Genomic DNA, 18,083 nt, shown 5'->3' on the forward strand with positions numbered 1-18,083 from the left:
GAGCTGAAGCAGGCAGAGGGAAAAGAAAAGCACTTATGCGGTCGAGAATGCCTGCCTGAGTTTGGCAATCAAATGCTCCGCAGCTTTGTCCTTATAGGGCTTGGCAGGAACAGCACCCCATATTGGCCCGGGCCAGGCAGCATCTGTTTGAAAACGGGCAATGACATGCACATGAAGCTGGGATACCTGATTTCCGAGCGCCCCGACATTGAGTTTCTCGCAGTTCGTTACAGTCTGCAGAGCTTTGCTGGCTGCGGCAATCTCGTCCATAAGCAGGTGTCGGTCGGCAGGGCTAAGGTCGATCAACTCGATGAGATCATTTTGCCGCGGGACGAGCAGAAGCCAAGGGTAACTGGCGTCTTTCATCAGCCGAACGGTGCACAGCGCGAGGTCTGTAATGAACAGGCTATCGCCTTCCAGGCGAGCGTTGAGTTGAAAAGCGGACATGAAATCTCCCAGAAGCAAGGCACCGGACGTTACACTGCACTTTGACCAATTGGCCAGTTTGTCATGGTCACTTTGGGTATCAGTTTGAAACCGGCAAAGAAACTTGGTTTCCCCTCTTGCCAAAACCCTCCCTTGTTCTGATATAAGGCGCTCGGGAGGTTGGTGGTGGACGAGCCACTCGCCAACCGGGTCAGATCCGGAAGGAAGCAGCCCTAACGAGTCCCGGCACGGGTCATCGTGCCAGCCTCCCACCCTTTCTCTTCACTTTTTTGATTGTCTTGTTGGCTGCCCTGTTCACAGCGGGGACAAGGATGCACTGATCCGATTTGGTGCACAAAATTTTCCATTTCACACGGGACATTGGCTTTCACTTCAAGCTAATGTGCAGCCCATGGATGAGATGGCCTTTCCGCAAGAAACACAATCGCAGAAATCCGAAACGGATGGCGCGTATCGCGTTTTGGCGCGCAAGTACCGCCCTAGCACCTTTGAGGATCTGGTCGGGCAGGAGCCTATGGTTCAAACGCTGGAAAATGCGTTTGAAACCGGACGGATTGCCCAAGCCTGGATGCTGACCGGCGTTCGCGGCGTCGGCAAGACGACCACGGCTCGCATTCTGGCCCGTGGGTTGAACTATGAGGTGCCCGGCGAGGTCGACCGGCCAACGGTCCAACTAACGCAAGAAGGCACCCATTGCCGCGCGATCATGGGAGGGCGGCACGTCGATGTCATCGAAATGGATGCGGCTTCTCACACCGGCATTGGCGATATCCGGGAAATCATCGATGCCTCGCGCTATCGCCCGGCGACGGCGCGCTACAAGGTCTACATTATCGATGAAGTCCACATGCTCTCCAATGCGGCCTTTAACGGGCTGCTGAAGACGCTGGAAGAACCGCCGGAGCATGTGAAGTTCATCTTTGCAACGACCGAAATTCGCAAAGTCCCGATCACGGTTCTATCCCGGTGTCAGCGATTTGATCTGCGGCGGATCGATCAGGCAAAACTGGTCGGATTACTGCGCAGAATATCGGACGCGGAAGAAATCCAGATCTCAGATGAAGCGCTGCTTTTGATTGCACGTGCGGGCGAAGGCTCTGCGCGCGATTCTCTTTCCTTGCTTGATCAGGCAATGGCGCGGGCGTCCGGCCCCATGGAAGCTGATGACCTGCGGCAAATGCTCGGCCTTGCCGACCGCGCAAGGGTGATTGATCTGTTTGAACATGTCATGGCGGGCCGAGTAGCTGAGGCCATGGACGAGCTGCAGGCGCAGTATGAAGTTGGGGCTGATCCCGCAATTGTTCTCACGGACCTTGCCGACTTCACGCACCTGGTCACACGGGTCAAGGTTGCGCCAAAGGCAGCCGATGAGGCGTCTGTCACCGAAGTCGAGCGCACGCGTGGACGTGAGTTTGCCGAAAAACTCTCTATTCGCATTCTTTCCCGTGCCTGGCAGATCCTTCTAAAAGGTGTTCAGGAGGTGCAGGCAGCGCCCAAGCCTCTGGCTGCTGCCGATATGGTGCTTGTGCGTCTTGCCTATGCAGCCGACTTGCCGGACCCCGGTGATGCCTTGGCCATGCTCCGACAAGGTGGCGCTGCACCTGCGGGCGGCGGTGCGCCAGTTCAAGGTGGATCATCATCAGGCAGGCCATCATTAGGCGGGCCTGTAGCAATGGCGGCTGGCGGCGGTGGGCGTCCAGCGCTCAAGGCCATTTCTGGCGGTGTACCTCAAGTCCAGGCAGTCCCGCAGGCGGTGGCGCAATCAGCACCAGACCCAACTCCAGCCCCTGTGCCCAAGGTTGCCCTTCATTCCTTGCAGGATTGTGCAGCCCTTGCGTCTGAAAACCGCGATATCCCGATGAAGGTCGCGATTGAGCGGCAAATGCGGCTGGTGAAATTCGAAGTTGGGCGAATTGAAATCCAGCCCACCGAGGATGCGCCAGCTGATATTTCCGGAGAATTTGGCCGGAAACTGACAGAGTGGACGGGCATCCGCTGGATTGTTTCTGTTGCCAAAACAGGTGGCCGGCCCACCATCCATGAAGAGCGGGAAGCCAATCAGGCACAGCTGGTCTCAGATGCCAAGTCCCATCCGACGGTTGCTGCGCTGTTAAGCCAGTTTCCCGGTGCCAAAGTGGTGGATGTTCGGGTTCAGGCCAGCGAGGAAGATGATGACCCGTTGCTCCATGAAGCTGTCGGCGACGATGACGGGGACGACGATTGATCGTTTCACCCTTTAAAACGCGTGCATCGTCTTGCTGTTTTGAACGGAAACCCGATATGTAAGCGCAAATTTGCACAATTGAGTGCATTCACGCTTTCAGTTTTAGGAGACAGACCCCATGGACTTCATGAAAATGATGAAGCAGGCCAAGCAAATGCAGGAACAAATGGGTTCCCTGCAAGAGCAGATCACGGAAATTGAAGCTGAAGGCACTTCCGGCGGTGGACTGGTCAAGGTGACGCTTAACGGTAAGGGTGAATTGAAAAGCCTGAAAATCGACCCGTCGCTGTTCAAGGAAGATGACGTCGAAATCCTCGAAGACCTGATCATTGCAGCCCATACCGATGGCCGGGTGAAGATCGATGCGGGCATTCAGGAAAAGACACAGGACATGATGGGCGGCCTAGGCCTTCCAGCAGGCATGAAACTGCCGTTCTGAGTTTAGGCAAACTGGTGATCCGAACCCCTCATCCGCTCCTTCGGACCACCTTCTCCCATTGGGAGAAGGAACAATCATTACCAACCCAAAATTTGGGGTGATTGTTCTCAAAAGCACCAGCTCACCTCTCCCATTGGGAGAGGTCGGGCTTTGGCCCGGTTGAGGGGGAGATGCCGGATTAATCGCGAGGAATTATGGCGCAAAAACGGGTAGCAGGACCGGAGATTGAGCGGCTGATCCAGCTTCTGGCAAAGCTGCCGGGGCTTGGCCCACGCTCAGCGCGCCGTGCTGCTCTGCACCTCATCAAGAAGAAGGACCAACTGCTGGTTCCGCTTGCCGAGGCCATGGGCATTGCCGTTGACAAGATCGGCATTTGTTCAAAATGCGGGACCGTGGATACGAGCGATCCCTGCGCCATCTGTTCTGATCCGCGCCGGGATCCCAAACTTCTGGTTGTTGTGGAGGATGTGGCAGATCTCTGGGCATTGGAGCGGGCAGGGGCCATCAACGCTTGTTACCATGTTTTGGGCGGCACCTTGTCACCGCTCGATGGTATCGGACCAGAAGATCTCAATCTTGCGTCCTTGGTGACACGCTGCGAAGACCCAGAGCTTGAAGAGGTGATCCTTGCGATCAACGCCACAGTGGAAGGGCAAACCACCGCGCACTACGTGATGGACCAATTGGCGCACCTGAGTGTGAATGTCACTCGGCTGGCCCACGGTGTTCCCGTTGGCGGCGAGTTGGATTATCTCGACGAAGGCACACTGGCACAGGCCCTGCGCGCCCGGACACAGTTTTGAAGCGACCTTAGTCTCACTTTTTTAAATGATAGGTCAGTGCTGCCTTGATGAGCAGTCTAACCTTGTCAATCGGAATGCTCTCTTCGGCCCTAAAGTGAATGGCCCGGTTTCCTTCAAAGACAAAGTCGTCTGGAAACAGAGCCTGAAAATCGGAAATAAGCGTCGTCTGGCAATGGGTGTAAAGGCCATAACCTCCGGTTTTGGGAAGGCCCAGTCGAATGGTGGAGCCAGACTTCGTGTCTGGTGTCAGATAGGCAGGTTGGCCCCATTTCAGCGCTTCCAGAATGCTCCCAACCTCTTTCGTTTCGGCAGCACAGTCGAAGATGAGATCACGCAAAATCAAAAGCCCGACCTGTTCCTTCGGCGGAAAGGCCTCAAAAGCCCGTTCAACGGATGTGTCTGAAAATGGGTATTTCAATTGCATGCGCCTGTTTTGAAGGTGCACGGAGAGTAGCAACAACATCAATTAAGTGCGAGGGGGCGGTCCATCTCTCCTGACAGGTTGAAATTCCACCAGTCTTTTATTCTTGGAGAATGAACCGGTTGCGAACAGACGGGTTCAAACTTATCTCCCTTGCAGATTGAGTTGAAAAAGGGTGCTCATGCTTTCCTCCGCCTCCCGTACGTTCCGTCAGGTTTTTGAACCCGCTTTTCGGGCTGTCTTCTGGAAGATGCTGGGCTTCACGCTTGCTGTCTTGTTGATGATCTGGATTGCGCTGCAGGGTCTTATCGCTGGCTTTGTGGCGCTGCCATACCCTTGGTTGGAAACGGCGCTCTCCATTCTGACAGGCATTGGCGCTGTGATTGGACTGGGCTTTTTGATCGCCCCAGTATCAGCTTTGTTCGCAGGCCTCTTTCAGGACCAGATTGCTGATATCGTGGAAGCTGAAGATTATCCCGGTGATCGTCCCGGAAAGGCTCTGCCCTTGGCGCAGTCTGTCGGTCAGGCGATCAAGTTTGCAGGCGTGGTTATCCTCGGCAACCTGTTCGCTCTTTTTCTGCTGCTCATTCCTGGGATCAATCTGATCGCCTTCTTCGTGGTCAACGGTTATCTGCTCGGCCGCGAGTTCTTTGAATTTGCAGCCATGCGGTTCATGTCGCCGCAAGAAGCGCGGCGGTTGAGAAAAGCGCGCGCTGGAACCGTGTTTATGGGTGGTTTGGTCATTGCAGGTGTTCTTGCGGTGCCGATCCTCAACTTGATCACACCAATTTTTGCAACGATTTTCATGATGCATGTGTTTAAGCGACTTGAATCAGGTCGCCCGATGTGACGTTCTTGCTGCCCTAAGGAAAGGGTGTCAGCTGGTAGCGCGCCCGAGACGCAATCGGAGTTGGCCAGCGTGCAAGAGATACTTGATGACATCGCCCGGTCCCCGAAGGCCACCTCAGATGTTGGCAAGGTCGCCGACTATATTCCGGAATTGGCGAAGGTCGACCCAAGACAATTTGCGATCAGTGTGGCAACGGCGGATGGCAAGCTGTTTTGCGCTGGCGATTGCGATACGCCCTTTTCGATACAATCGGTTTCAAAGGTCTTCGTTCTCGCATTGGCGCTGGGCAAGGCGGGAGACAGTCTATGGAAACGCGTTGGGCGTGAACCATCCGGGCTGTCGTTTGATTCCATCCTGCTGCTGGAGCGGGAGCACGGTGTGCCTCGAAACCCCTTCATCAACGCAGGTGCATTGGTGACAACCGACAGCTTTCTCGATGGCTCAACCCCGCGGGAAGCGTTGGGGGCCTTGTTGCGGTTTGTGCGCGCAGCATCAGATAGGGAAGACATTCATATTGACGAGAATGTTGCGCAATCCGAACTGGACACTGCCCATCGCAATTTCGCTCTGGCGCATTACCTGAAGTCTCACGGGAATTTGGTGAACACGCCGGAAAAGGTCCTTGGCACTTATTGTCACCAATGCGCAATTGAGATGACCACCAGTCAATTGGCCTTGGCCGGGCGCATCTTGATTGATGCACCTGATATGCCCAACCTTTTGTCGAGGCAAAGAAAGCGGCGGATCAACACCCTGATGATGACCTGCGGCCACTATGACGGCTCAGGTGACTTTGCCTTCCAGGTTGGCTTGCCCGGCAAAAGTGGTGTTGGCGGGGGCATCTTGGTGATTGCACCCGGGCGGGCCTCCATTGCGGTCTGGTCTCCGGGGTTGAACGATTATGGAAATTCAAAACTCGGCACCGAAGCAATGGCACAATTTGCAAACAAGACCGGATGGTCCGCGTTCGGTTAGACTGCGCGTTTGAGTTCAATTTTAGACGTTACGTTAAGTGCTGATTCCGAACTCTGTGGTGAACCCTGCGCATTGCAATAAATCGCAGCGGAAAATGATACTCAAAAGCCTGTTTCAGTCCTTTTCAATCATTGGTCTCGGAGCTGTTGGCCGGACCCTGATGCTCGCTTTTCGGCTCTTCCTTATTGTTTGGGTGATCAGTGCGATCTTTATGGCGTATCGCGACTCAGATGCCCTGACTTGGGAGACATTGCCGAGTTTCATTTTCTTCCTGTTCTTTCAGTTGTGGCTGGGTTTCATGGAAGTGTTCGTCTCCGGATTGATGTCTGGCTACGCACTTCTGCCCCTGTCCATGCTCTTTTCGATCTTTTTCTCCGCCAAAATAGCCGGGGCTTTTGCGCAAAAATACTACCCGAGCATGGCAGGGCACCGGCCATTGAAGCGCAGGCCGGTTCTAGGCATTGCGCTTTGGGCTGGCGTCATGCCTATCTTGCTCGCTCTGGCTGGAACCTTCATCACACTTTTCGGGGGTGTTGTCTTGGGCATCGCCGGGTTCATTTTTCTGAATGGCCGCGTTCTTGGCAAGGAAGCTTTTCGCGCAGTGGCTGATCGGTTTCATGGCCCGAGCGAGACCGACGCGATCTACGCCATTCACTCTAGGAAAATTCATCTTTATGGGGCTCTGGCCGCCAGCTTGATGTTTGTGCCATGGCTGGGACTATTCGCAGGGGTCTATGCCATCAATTTGATGACCCACTTTTATCAGCGGTTGGCCAGTCAGGCGCGACAAGCTAAGGAAGGCGCGATCAGGATCGAGAGCAAGTTGGCGCAAGAGCGCGCAGAAGCGGCGCGTGAGACCGAACTTGTTATGCGGGATTGGGAGCCGGGACCTTGGGATCAAGCGCGGATTTGAACCTTAATTTCCAATCACGCCAATAGGAAACGAGCGAGAGGCATGCCACTCGCTCGTTCTTGATCAGAGATTATTCGTCGCCTGCGTCCAAAAGCGCCCCTTTGCGAAAAAGGACACCCGCAAATGCAGCCCCGATGACAGGTGCAACAATGAACAGCCAAACCTGCGCAAGCGCGCCGGGGTTAGAAGCAGCGCCAACAATAGCCGGTCCGAGAGAGCGGGCAGGGTTTACGGAAACGCCGGTCACATTGATCCCGACGATGTGAATGACAACCAATGTCAAGCCAATTGCCAGTCCGGCCAAATGCGCGGGTGCTCCGTTTTGCGTCACACCTAAAATGCAGACGAGAAACAGGAATGTGGCGACGACTTCAAAAACCAGCGCTGCGGTCATGTCATATTCGCCAAGATAGTCAGTTCCCCATCCGTTCTGTCCAAGGCCACCATCCCAGCCGGACGCCTTGCCGCTCAATATGAGGTAAAGCACGGCAGCTCCAGCCAGTGCACCCAGGACTTGGGCAATGACATAGGTAATCAGGTCGCTTGCCGACATACGGCCCGCCATGAAAACACCGACACTAACGGCTGGATTGATGTGGCATCCGGATATTTTTCCAATACCGTAGGCCATGGCAACGATTGATAAGCCAAAGGCGAAAGAGATCCCGAGGACATCAATGGATGTGGCGCCGGTTCCCATTCCGGCGATAACGGCTGCACCGCACCCGAAAAGGACAAGGGTAAATGTGCCGATAAATTCTGCGGCTGCTTTTTTCATGAGACAAGCTCCGTATGTGTTTCACTTGATCGAAGCTGCCCGCCAGAACTCTCGTCGATCAGCGCAATTACCTAAGGGAAATAAAGGCGGAAATCAGGCGAATTAGCGACGAGCGTAAGTGCGAAAATGCAACCAAATACGAAATATGCCTTGCCTTAATTCGCAATTGGGAAAGGAAACCAACCATTTTCCTATACTAAGTGCTTTGACGAAGGCAGTGGTTAGCGCTAGAACGCATCTAGATAACGCCTTAAGCTTCTTACCATTACGTAAACGGAAGTAGGCGTCGCACGGGAGAGAACATCCATGTCGAACGCGGACTCGCGGGGTAACCGCCCGCTCTCGCCTCACCTGCAAATTTACAAGCCGATCCTGACCATGGTCATGTCGATTTTGCACCGCATTACAGGCGCGGCGTTATATTTTGGCACAGTGCTTTTGGCCTGGTGGTTGATCGCTGCGGCGGCTGGCCCGACCTATTTTGAGTTTGTCAACGAGATCTACAGCTCTTTCATTGGGCGATTGATTCTCTTCGGCTTCACCTGGGCACTGGTTCACCACATGTTGGGCGGTCTTCGTCACTTCATCTGGGATATGGGCGCAGGCTTTGGACGTGAAGCACGCGAGTGGCTTGCTCGGGCCACCATCATCGGATCTGTCGGCTTGACGATCCTCCTGTGGATCATCGGCTACGCCGTACGCTAAGGGAGACGACCATGAAAGACATGCGCACCCCCCTTGCCAAGGTTCGCGGCCTTGGTTCTGCAAAAGACGGAACGGAACATTTTTGGCGTCAGCGTGTCACTGCCGTAGCAAATGTGTTCCTAATTTCATTCTTTGTGATCCTTGTCATTTCGATGCAAGGCAGCAGTTATGAAGATATGATCGCAACCCTGCAAAATCCGCTTGTCGCGATCCTGATGCTTATGGTCATCCTGTCGGGTGTCTATCACATGAAGCTCGGCATGCAGGTGATCATTGAAGATTACATTCATTCAGAGGGCGTGAAGGTCCTTGCCGTTTTGGGCAATACATTCTTCAGCGCGCTCATTGGCTTCGGCACTGTGTTTGCCGTTCTCAAGATTGGCTTTGGAGGCTGACCCGAATGGCCAAGACCTATGAATTTGTCGACCACACCTATGATGTGGTTGTCGTCGGTGCCGGCGGTGCCGGCTTGCGCGCAACGCTCGGCATGGCCGAGCAGGGCTTGCGCACAGCCTGTATCACCAAGGTGTTCCCGACACGCTCCCACACGGTTGCAGCTCAGGGCGGCATCGCAGCGTCCCTGAAAAACATGACGCCCGACAGCTGGGAATGGCACATGTATGACACGGTGAAGGGATCCGACTGGCTCGGTGATTCCGACGCCATGGAATACCTTGCCCGCGAAGCGCCAAAGGCCGTGTATGAGCTGGAACACTACGGCGTTCCGTTCTCCCGGACCGAAGATGGCAGGATTTATCAGCGCCCATTCGGCGGCCACATGCAGAATTATGGTGAAGGTCCACCCGTACAGCGCACCTGTGCGGCGGCAGACCGGACAGGTCATGCGATCCTGCACACACTGTATGGTCAGTCCCTGCGCAACAATGCGGAATTTTACATCGAATATTTCGCGCTCGACTTGATCATGTCGGAAGACGGCGTTTGTCAGGGGGTCATCGCGTGGAACCTTGATGACGGCACGATTCACCGCTTTGCGGCCAAGATGGTCGTTCTGGCGACAGGCGGATATGGCCGAGCCTATTTCTCTGCAACATCTGCGCACACTTGTACCGGTGACGGTGGTGGCATGGTCGCTCGTGCTGGCCTTCCGATGCAGGACATGGAATTCGTCCAGTTCCACCCGACCGGGATTTACGGCTCAGGCTGTTTGATCACCGAAGGTGCGCGCGGCGAAGGCGGATACCTGGTCAACTCCGAAGGTGAGCGTTTCATGGAACGCTATGCGCCTTCAGCGAAGGACTTGGCGTCCCGTGACGTTGTTTCCCGCTGTATGACCATGGAAATTCGCGAAGGGCGCGGCGTTGGAAAGAACAAGGACCACATCTTCCTGCATCTGGATCACCTTGATCCGGCACTGCTGGCAGAGCGTCTGCCGGGGATTTCCGAATCCGCGAAAATCTTTGCCGGTGTCGATGTGACCAAGGAACCGATCCCGGTTCTGCCGACCGTTCACTACAATATGGGCGGTATTCCGACCAACTACTGGGGCGAAGTGCTCGACGCATCCGGCCAGCATCCAAACCGCATTCAACCGGGCCTGATGGCTGTGGGGGAAGCTGGGTGTGCCTCAGTACACGGCGCGAACCGTCTTGGCTCCAATTCGCTAATTGACCTTGTGGTCTTTGGCCGCGCAGCTGCCATTCGTGCGGCTGAAGTGGTTGATCCGAAGGAAGCAACACCGAAGCCGAGCGAAGCGTCTTGCGAAAAGATCATGGACCGCTTTGACCGTCTGCGCCATGCAGATGGTGCAACGCCAACTGCGAACCTTCGCGACAAGATGCAACGCACCATGCAGGAAGATGCAGCGGTGTTCCGGACTCAGGAAAGCCTGGAGCAGGGTTGCAAGCGCATGAGTTCCATCTGGGGTGAGATGAAGGATCTGAAGGTGACTGACCGGTCCTTGATCTGGAACTCTGATCTTGTGGAAACGCTTGAGCTTGAGAACCTGATGGCCAACGCCATCACGACCGTCTATGGCGCGGAAGCCCGTAAGGAAAGCCGCGGCGCGCATGCGCGGGAGGACTATAAGGATGGGGCTCTTGGCGGTCGGAATGATGCCGAATGGCGCAAGCATACGCTCAGCTGGGTGGATGACGAAGGCAATGTGAAACTGGACTACCGTCCGGTCGTTACCGAGCCTCTCACGTCTTTCCAGGATGGCGGTATTGATCCGAAGAAGATCGCGCCAAAAGCGCGTGTCTACTAGGAGCCGGTCGACCTTGAGCGCTAGTAGCACCCTTTTGGACACAAAAAGTCCCTTCGGCACATATCGTGCGGAAGGGCTTGCCCGCGCGGCCTGGCGGCTGGCGGATCGGCATGACTTGTCCAAAGGCTTGCGCAAGCGCATTAGGGCGCTGGTCAGTCGGTTCTTCCGAGGTCCGTATGATGCGGAAGCAGATGGTCTGAAGTTCAGGCTTTATCCGGGCCAGAATTATGATGACCGGAAGATTCTTTCCAAAGGGCGGTTGCCCGAGCGGGTCGAACACAAGCTGCTCAAGCCGTATCTTTCATCCGGCACGGTCTTTGTCGATGTCGGGGCCAATATCGGGTCTTATTCCCTATTTGCTGCTGATGCCGGAGCCCGCGTTTTGGCTGTGGAGGCAAATCTGGAAACTGCGCAAAAATTGGCGTTCAACATCTCAGCCAATGCAAAATCTGACATTGAGGTGGTGAATGTGGCGATCGGCGCGGAGGAAGGCACGTTGGCCCTCTGGCAAGAGCCGAGCAATTGCGGTTTTGCGACCCTGGTGGAAGATTTGACAACCGGCGAATGGGCAGGCGACTGGTCGCCGCGCGATGTTGACGTCAAACCGCTTGATGCTGTCTTGGCTGAGCGCGGTTTGCCGCGAATCGATGTTCTGAAGGTCGATGTTGAAGGCTTTGAAGACCGGGTTCTGGTGCCGTTCTTGCGCAAGGCAGACAAGGCGCTCTGGCCGAAGGTCGTCATGATTGAAACGAATTGCCGGTCCCATTGGGCCGAGGATTGCCTGCCTCTCTTGGCAGACCTTGGCTATGGGCTGGCTGGTGAAACTGAAGACAATATGGTGTTCGAGCTGAAAGGCTGACACTTGTTTGAATTGGCCCGGACGCGAACGAGGGCCCAACGCGGAGCTTTGAAAAATGGTTCAGCTGACGCTTCCCCGGAATTCCCAGGTGACGGAGGGCAAGGTCTGGCCGAAGCCGGAAGGGGCTTCCAACCTGACCGAGTACCGGATCTATCGCTGGAACCCGGAAGATGGTCGTAACCCGCGGGTCGACACCTATTTTGTAGATAAGGATGATTGCGGTCCGATGGTTCTGGACGGTCTCATCTACATCAAGAACAAGATTGACCCGACACTGACGTTCCGCCGGTCCTGCCGGGAAGGCATTTGTGGCTCCTGCGCCATGAACATCGACGGCACGAACACGCTCGCCTGTACCAAGGGTACAGACGAAGTGGCTGGCGATGTGGTCAAGATCTATCCGCTGCCGCATATGCCGGTGGTGAAAGACCTTGTTCCGGATATGACCCGCTTCTACGCACAGCACCGATCCATTGAGCCATGGCTCAAGACAACAACGCCGACGCCGGAAAAGGAATGGCGCCAGTCTCATGAAGACCGCTCAAAGCTTGATGGTCTTTATGAGTGCATTCTCTGTGCCTGCTGTTCTACCTCTTGCCCCTCCTATTGGTGGAATGGCGACCGGTATCTCGGTCCGGCTATCCTGCTTCAGGCCTACCGTTGGCTGATCGACAGCCGAGATGAGGCAACTGGAGAGCGCTTGGACGATCTGGAAGATCCGTTCCGCCTCTACCGCTGCCACACGATCATGAACTGCTCGCAGGCCTGCCCGAAGGGTCTGAACCCGGCCAAGGCCATCGCCGAAATCAAGAAAATGCTGGTCGAACGCCGCGTCTGATTTATTGGTGTTTACTGCTATGATTTTAGAAAGCCGCCCTCCGGGGCGGTTTTTGTTTGCCACATTTTGAAAGGCGAATTTCCCATTTCTGCCGTGATATCACCTTCAAGAATTCAAAAAACATCCTGAAAAACTGCTCATCGCTGTCGTGTTCTTCCCTAGGGTAAACAAGCAGAGGGAAAATCCATGGCGGATACCAGCAGTGAACCAACAATCAACGAGACCGACCGAGTACGTCCATCACGATCCGGACTGGCGACCTTTTTTCGCTCGCCCGCGGTCAAAATGGTGCTCATTGGTTTCATAAGTATGCTTTTGATCATTCCATGCACGTTCGTTTGGGTGCTGGTGGAAGAGCGCGCAGATCGAGCGCGCGAGGTTTCAAATGATATTGCCGGGTCTTGGGGGGAAAGTCAGACGATAAATGGCCCATATCTCGTGGTGCCATTTACCGAAACAAAGCTGATCACACGAAAAGACAAGAAGGATGACACTTACAAGCAGGAGCGGGCGGTGTGGCACCGCAAGGCGATCCTGTTTCCTGAAAGGCTGGATCTGACGGGCGATGTAAAGGTCGAAGAACGGAAAAAGTCGATCTACACGCTTCCCGTCTATCGCTCAGAGCTCTCGTTTTCCGGCCGGTTCGGGAAAGCGCCGGATGGTATGTTCGAGCCCAAAAATGGCGGTCGTATTGAAGTTGCAGCAGACAAGGCTGTGCTGGTAATTGGGATACGTGATGTGCGCGCCTTGAAAAGCGAGGTCGTTCTGGAGAGCGGTGACCGCAAACTCCGGTTTCAACCGGGCCTTGCCGGCATGCGCAATCCGGACCCTTTTCAATACATGTATAAGGATAGCGGGCAGAGCAGTTCCGGCATTCATGTGCGGGTCGAGGAGAACGACTGGCGCAACGGCTTTGCCTTCAAGGGGGATCTTGCGCTCAATGGGTCGCGTTCCCTCCGATTTGCGCCAGCCGGGCAGACATCGGCAATCAAGCTGACGTCGGACTGGCCGCACCCCGGTTTCTCTGGCGCTTTCCTGCCAGACAATCGCACGATAGCTGAAACAGGATTTGATGCTGACTGGAGTGTGCCATTCCTCGCTCGCGGTCTGCCAAATGTGATTGAAGCCGAAAGTTTGCCTTTGGGAAACCAGATGCTGGGCGTTGAGTTTATCGAGCCAGTGAATTTCTATCAGACGATCTCCAGATCTCTGAAATACGCCATTGGCTTCATAGGCCTGACCTTTATGGCGGTCTTCCTTCTGGAAGTGCGCTCCGGTTGGTCCATGCACTGGATTCAGTATGGCTTGGTAGGCATGGCCCTGATTGTGTTTTTTGTCATGCTGCTCGCTTTTGCAGAACATGTTGGCTACACGCTGGCCTACCTGCTTGCGGCATCTGCCGCGACAACGTTGATCGCCAGTTATGTCGGCTCCACGCTGAGAAGCTGGATGTCGGCCATCATCATGATGCTTGTGATTGGTGCAGTTTACGGCACCTTGTTCGCGATCATGCGAGAGCAGGATTATGCGTTGCTCATTGGCTCCGTGATCGCCTTCCTGGCACTGGCCGTGACAATGTTTGGCACAAACCGCATCAATTGGTCAGGTGCTCAAGCCAAACAGGGCGGTTAAACGATCGCATCCAAGGGCGGGAGGCCAGCTAGGTCTCCCTCCAAAACACCTGATGCAATAGCCAAGGCTTCCAGCCGACAATTTTGTGAGCCGGGAGCAAACAGAAGATAGACCGGCTTATGCAATGCATACCCGCAGGCCGCCTCCATTAGAGTGTTTGCGCCGATATATCCATCAACTCCATGCTTTTTGAAATTGGCGATCAAGACGATGTCGGATTCTCGGATTGTCTCAAAATATCCGCTCAGAAACTGTTTCTTTAAAGCAATTGCCTTCGCCGTCGGAAGTTCGTCCCAATCAAGGTTCTCTTCTTCAGGAACTGGAGTGTTCGGTTGATAACCCAACATTGAGAGCTTATGGGCCAAGATCTCCATGTTGGACAGGAAAGTCATGGAACCGCAGATCGCGATTCGATTTGGTTGGGTTTTGCGTCCTGTTTTCACCATCGTCTCACACAAGTGTGTCCTCGCAAGCAGCGAGTGTGAATTGCCTTTCAGGGTCTCTGCTTTACATCTTTTGCAATGGAAAAAGGAGATCAGATGATGAAATCCGTGGCACTTCTTTTGGCGGGCATTGTCAGCGCAACTGGCCTCACCTCTACCGCAATGGCCGAAACCGCCGTTTTTGCAGGTGGCTGTTTCTGGTGTGTTGAGTCAGATTTGGAAAAAGTTCCGGGTGTTCGCGATGTGGTCTCCGGATATGGCGGGGGCAAGACGCAAAACCCGACCTATAAGAATTATGAACGCGGCGGTCACCGTGAATTGGTGAGGGTGGACTTTGATGAAAGCCAGATCAGTTACAAGGACCTAACGGCCATTTTTCTGCGCACGATTGACGTGACAGACGCTGGCGGCCAATTCTGTGATCGTGGATTTGGTTATTCCTCTGCGATCCACCCGTTGAATGAGGCACAGGCGAAAGCGGCAAAGGCAGCGGTGTCAGAAGCCAAGAAAGCCCTTGGCCGAAAAATCGTCACACCGGTTGAAGGCGCCACCGTGTTTTGGCCAGCTGAAGACTATCATCAGGAATACTACAAAAGCGGTGTTCGGACGCTCACCCGGTTTGGCTACGTGACCCGGGCGACTGCCTATAAAGGGTATCGCAAAGCCTGCGGCCGCGACCAGACCGTCAAACGCGTATGGGGCGCAGAAGCCTATAAAGGCGTTCCAAAAGCAGGCTCCTGAAAATAGAATGGCCGCCCAATGGGCGGCCGGTTATTTCTTTATTGTTACTTTTCTAGAAGTGATAGGACAAACCAGCGCGGACGATGTCCAACTCCGCATCGACCTTATAATCAGTGTTATTGGTATTGTAGGACTGCTCGTTCAGCCAATGGTGTTGGTATTCCAAGCGGGCGGAAATGTTTTGGGTAACAAACGCTTCCAAACCACCTCCAACAACCAGTCCGGTGTGAGTATTGCTAGACTTTTTCGTGCCCGATAGAGAAGCATCTGCCATGCTAACGCCAGCTGTCGCATAAGCTAGAAAATGTTCAAACGCATAACCGGCACGAACGCGGCCGGCGATCATCCAGTTACTGCTGGCATCAAGTCCGCCCGCTGTCTGGCCGTTTAAATCTGACAGATTGCCTTCGGCTTCGACACCGAGCAGGAATTGGCCAAACATATGATTGTAACCTGCGTGAAAACCGCCGATTACCGAAGATAGGCTGGTTGTTCCAATGCCATCGTCCAAGTCGTCTTGCCCATTCATCCAGTTGTAACCAAAATGGCCGCCGATGTAAAAGCCTTGCCAAGAATTCGTCTCAGGCTCAATTGAACCGCGCAATACCATCTCAGGTTCGTATACGGTTGGAAGGTCCGCGGCCGAAGCTATCGAGGGTGTTACTACGAACAAAGCTAAAGCGATTGGTGAAATATGTTTCATGGCACTCACAACTGATCAGAGTTTTGACTTCGATGTGCTAGTCATGAACGATTAAGGTAAATAAAAACTTGTACTGTGAAACTTGGCAGAACAAAGGTTGCTAAAGGCAATCTGGCCAAACCGTTTTCTGCTCCGCTCTAAATCCCAGCTTCAAACTCTGCAACGAGGGATAAGACTTCATCCCCATAGCGGTCCAGCTTGGATTGGCCGACACCGGAAACGGCCAACAGGTCGTCGCTGCGGGCCGGGCGCTCTTTGGCTATTCCGGCCAGGGTTGCATCTGGAAAGACCACGTAAGGCGGCACGCCGGCGTCCTTGGCCAAACGGGTCCGCAGTCGGCGCAGGCGTTCAAAGAGATAGCGGTCTTCCTCATTTAGCTCATCGGCAATTGAGGCAAGACGTGCGCCGCTGGCTTCCCGCAAGCCTTTGGTGCTTCGGTCACGCCGCAGTTCTAGTGTTTCCTCACCGCGCAGAATTGGTCGGGCGGCTTCGGTCAGAACAAGAGCGCCAAAGTTTTGATGGTCCACATCCAGCCGACCGCACGCCACGAGCTGACGCGCAACTGACTGCCAGGTTTTCGCCGAGACGTCGGCACCGATGCCGTAAACAGACAACTGGTCATGCCCAAACCGCGCGGTCTTTTCAGTGCTCTTGCCCAAAAGCACATCAATGACGTGTCCGGCGCCAAATCGTTGTCCGGTTCGGAAGATCGCCGACATGAGCTTTTGCGCAGCTTCAGTGCCGTTCCACGCCTCCACTGGAGACAGGCATGTGTCGCAGTTGCCGCAAGGCTTTGGATAGGTTTCTCCGAAATGCGCCAGCAATGCCTGACGGCGACAGCCTGCGGTTTCGCAGATCCCGAGAAGAGCGTTCAGCTTGGCCTGCTCGGCCCGCTTGATCTCGTCGGGAGCATCCCCTTCCGCAATCATGCGCCGGCGCTGGACAACATCTGCCATTCCATAGGCCATGAAAGCCTCGGACGGTTCCCCATCCCGTCCTGCTCGTCCTGTTTCCTGATAATAGGCTTCAACCGAGGATGGCAGGTCGAGATGGGCCACAAACCGTACATCCGGTTTATCGATCCCCATGCCAAACGCGACCGTCGCAACAAGACAGAGCCCTTCTTCTAACAGGAACGCGTCCTGATTGGCGGCGCGCATCTCTGCGGGAAGGCCAGCGTGATAGGGAAGGGCCTTGATGCCCTTGGCACAAAGCCACTCGGCAATGTCTTCTACCTTGGCTCGTGACAGGCAATAGACAATGCCGCTCTCGCCCTTGTGGCGATTGAGGAAGTCAAGGAGCTGTTGGCGCTGGTTTGTGCGTTCAACAATCTCATAGCGAATATTGGGACGATCAAAGCTGGTGATGAAAACGTCAGCTTGCTCCAGCCTCAGGCGCTCCTGCAGATCCCGCTGCGTGTGGGGATCCGCCGTCGCGGTCAGGGCAACGCGTGGAACCCCTGGATATCGGTCGGTCAGCAGCGAGAGCGAAAGATATTCAGGCCGGAAGTCATGGCCCCACTGGCTCACACAATGGGCTTCATCGATCGCAAAGAGCGACAATCGCACGGTATCCAGCACGCGTCGAAAGCCTTCGGTGGCCAGCCGCTCAGGCGTCACATAAAGAAGATCGAGTGTCTCTTCGCGGATATCGCGGTAAATCTCATCCCGCTCCTCTGGAGAAAGCGAAGAGTTCAGGGCTGCTGCATTGACACCCGCTGCCTGAAGGGCGCCAACTTGATCTTTCATGAGAGCAATCAGGGGAGAAACAACAATGCCCAGCCCGGACCGGCAAAGCGCGGGGATTTGATAGCAAAGGGACTTTCCCGCGCCCGTTGGAAACAAAACCACGGCATCTCGGCCGCTGACAAGGGCGTTAATGACGTCCTTCTGCTTTCCGCGAAACTCCGCATAGCCAAACACCGTCCGCAAGATTTCTTCCGGCGCACGGACGCTGTGAGCGTTGAGAGATTCAAATTGCGGATCCACTCTCTCGTGAAGAGCAGGCGGCATGGAAGTCATGAAATGCGGGTTCCTTGAGTGCGCATCCACATTCTCTTATTCGCGAATCGAGCGCAATCACTTG

Annotated in this window: 19 protein-coding genes and 1 other RNA gene; 14 read left to right on the forward strand and 6 right to left on the reverse strand. The window is 54.8% G+C overall.

The genetic code is table 11. The features are described from left to right. Nucleotides 1-33 precede the first annotated feature (33 nt). Complete coding sequence (locus TRICHSKD4_RS06050; protein WP_009466585.1) at nucleotides 34-447, reverse strand: HIT domain-containing protein; 414 nt, start codon at nucleotides 445-447, stop codon at nucleotides 34-36. A 154-nt stretch (nucleotides 448-601) separates the two neighbouring features. Here TRICHSKD4_RS06050 and ffs point away from each other — a divergent pair. The 4 genes from ffs (at nucleotide 602) to recR (ending at nucleotide 3,913) form a co-directional block, all read left to right on the forward strand. Further along, nucleotides 602-699, forward strand: an RNA gene (gene ffs, locus TRICHSKD4_RS29090) — signal recognition particle sRNA small type. 139 nt (nucleotides 700-838) lie between these two features. Further along, nucleotides 839-2,671: a DNA polymerase III subunit gamma/tau gene (locus TRICHSKD4_RS06055; protein WP_009466586.1), complete on the forward strand. Its 1,833-nt coding sequence runs from the start codon at nucleotides 839-841 to the stop codon at nucleotides 2,669-2,671. Between the two features lie 118 nt (nucleotides 2,672-2,789). Further along, nucleotides 2,790-3,110: a YbaB/EbfC family nucleoid-associated protein gene (locus tag TRICHSKD4_RS06060; RefSeq protein WP_009466587.1), complete on the forward strand. Its 321-nt coding sequence runs from the start codon at nucleotides 2,790-2,792 to the stop codon at nucleotides 3,108-3,110. A gap of 194 nt (nucleotides 3,111-3,304) precedes the next feature. Then, entirely contained in the window at nucleotides 3,305-3,913 is a 609-nt protein-coding gene (gene recR, locus TRICHSKD4_RS06065) for a recombination mediator RecR (protein WP_009466588.1), read from the forward strand. A gap of 13 nt (nucleotides 3,914-3,926) precedes the next feature. Here recR and TRICHSKD4_RS06070 read toward each other — a convergent pair whose 3' ends face one another. Then, complete coding sequence (locus TRICHSKD4_RS06070) at nucleotides 3,927-4,337, reverse strand: DUF1801 domain-containing protein (RefSeq protein WP_009466589.1); 411 nt, start codon at nucleotides 4,335-4,337, stop codon at nucleotides 3,927-3,929. 178 nt (nucleotides 4,338-4,515) lie between these two features. On the opposite strand from TRICHSKD4_RS06070, the gene TRICHSKD4_RS06075 reads away from it, so the two are divergent. The 3 genes from TRICHSKD4_RS06075 to TRICHSKD4_RS06085 all read left to right on the forward strand — a co-directional run bounded on the left by TRICHSKD4_RS06075 (nucleotide 4,516) and on the right by TRICHSKD4_RS06085 (nucleotide 7,072). Beyond that, entirely contained in the window at nucleotides 4,516-5,184 is a 669-nt protein-coding gene (locus TRICHSKD4_RS06075) for a sulfate transporter family protein (protein ID WP_009466590.1), read from the forward strand. A gap of 60 nt (nucleotides 5,185-5,244) precedes the next feature. Further along, complete coding sequence (locus TRICHSKD4_RS06080) at nucleotides 5,245-6,159, forward strand: glutaminase (protein ID WP_208993036.1); 915 nt, start codon at nucleotides 5,245-5,247, stop codon at nucleotides 6,157-6,159. A 94-nt stretch (nucleotides 6,160-6,253) separates the two neighbouring features. Continuing rightward, complete coding sequence (locus TRICHSKD4_RS06085) at nucleotides 6,254-7,072, forward strand: hypothetical protein (RefSeq protein WP_009466592.1); 819 nt, start codon at nucleotides 6,254-6,256, stop codon at nucleotides 7,070-7,072. 70 nt (nucleotides 7,073-7,142) lie between these two features. Here the strand turns inward: TRICHSKD4_RS06085 and TRICHSKD4_RS06090 are convergent, their stop codons facing one another. Further along, nucleotides 7,143-7,850, reverse strand: coding sequence for an MIP family channel protein (locus TRICHSKD4_RS06090; protein WP_009466593.1), 708 nt, complete (start codon nucleotides 7,848-7,850; stop codon nucleotides 7,143-7,145). 306 nt (nucleotides 7,851-8,156) lie between these two features. On the opposite strand from TRICHSKD4_RS06090, the gene sdhC reads away from it, so the two are divergent. The 6 genes from sdhC to creD all read left to right on the forward strand — a co-directional run bounded on the left by sdhC (nucleotide 8,157) and on the right by creD (nucleotide 14,111). Next, nucleotides 8,157-8,555: a succinate dehydrogenase, cytochrome b556 subunit gene (gene sdhC, locus TRICHSKD4_RS06095; protein ID WP_009466594.1), complete on the forward strand. Its 399-nt coding sequence runs from the start codon at nucleotides 8,157-8,159 to the stop codon at nucleotides 8,553-8,555. Between the two features lie 11 nt (nucleotides 8,556-8,566). Continuing rightward, on the forward strand, nucleotides 8,567-8,950 hold the full coding sequence (gene sdhD / locus TRICHSKD4_RS06100) for a succinate dehydrogenase, hydrophobic membrane anchor protein (protein WP_009466595.1): 384 nt from the start codon (nucleotides 8,567-8,569) through the stop codon (nucleotides 8,948-8,950). Nucleotides 8,951-8,955: 5 nt separating this feature from the next. Next, complete coding sequence (sdhA, locus tag TRICHSKD4_RS06105) at nucleotides 8,956-10,782, forward strand: succinate dehydrogenase flavoprotein subunit (RefSeq protein ID WP_009466596.1); 1,827 nt, start codon at nucleotides 8,956-8,958, stop codon at nucleotides 10,780-10,782. A 13-nt stretch (nucleotides 10,783-10,795) separates the two neighbouring features. Further along, a complete protein-coding gene (locus tag TRICHSKD4_RS06110) occupies nucleotides 10,796-11,641 on the forward strand; it encodes an FkbM family methyltransferase (RefSeq protein ID WP_208993013.1) in 846 nt (281 codons plus the stop codon). Nucleotides 11,642-11,696: 55 nt separating this feature from the next. Next, complete coding sequence (locus TRICHSKD4_RS06115) at nucleotides 11,697-12,479, forward strand: succinate dehydrogenase iron-sulfur subunit (RefSeq protein ID WP_009466598.1); 783 nt, start codon at nucleotides 11,697-11,699, stop codon at nucleotides 12,477-12,479. A 186-nt stretch (nucleotides 12,480-12,665) separates the two neighbouring features. Further along, nucleotides 12,666-14,111, forward strand: a complete 1,446-nt coding sequence (creD, locus tag TRICHSKD4_RS06120; protein WP_009466599.1) for a cell envelope integrity protein CreD — start codon at nucleotides 12,666-12,668, stop codon at nucleotides 14,109-14,111. Here creD and TRICHSKD4_RS06125 read toward each other — a convergent pair. Further along, nucleotides 14,108-14,503: a hypothetical protein gene (locus TRICHSKD4_RS06125; protein WP_208993014.1), complete on the reverse strand. Its 396-nt coding sequence runs from the start codon at nucleotides 14,501-14,503 to the stop codon at nucleotides 14,108-14,110. The two genes, creD and TRICHSKD4_RS06125, sit on opposite strands and share 4 nt — an antisense overlap. A gap of 150 nt (nucleotides 14,504-14,653) precedes the next feature. Between TRICHSKD4_RS06125 and msrA the strand changes: the two genes are divergently transcribed. Further along, nucleotides 14,654-15,295, forward strand: coding sequence for a peptide-methionine (S)-S-oxide reductase MsrA (gene msrA, locus TRICHSKD4_RS06130; protein ID WP_009466601.1), 642 nt, complete (start codon nucleotides 14,654-14,656; stop codon nucleotides 15,293-15,295). 52 nt (nucleotides 15,296-15,347) lie between these two features. Here the strand turns inward: msrA and TRICHSKD4_RS06135 are convergent, their stop codons facing one another. Beyond that, nucleotides 15,348-15,998: an outer membrane protein gene (locus TRICHSKD4_RS06135; RefSeq protein WP_139051990.1), complete on the reverse strand. Its 651-nt coding sequence runs from the start codon at nucleotides 15,996-15,998 to the stop codon at nucleotides 15,348-15,350. Between the two features lie 137 nt (nucleotides 15,999-16,135). After that, complete coding sequence (recQ, locus tag TRICHSKD4_RS06140; RefSeq protein WP_009466603.1) at nucleotides 16,136-18,019, reverse strand: DNA helicase RecQ; 1,884 nt, start codon at nucleotides 18,017-18,019, stop codon at nucleotides 16,136-16,138. Nucleotides 18,020-18,083: the final 64 nt, after the last annotated feature.

This window comes from Roseibium sp. TrichSKD4 (genome assembly GCF_000148725.1).
Lineage (GTDB): Bacteria > Pseudomonadota > Alphaproteobacteria > Rhizobiales > Stappiaceae > Roseibium.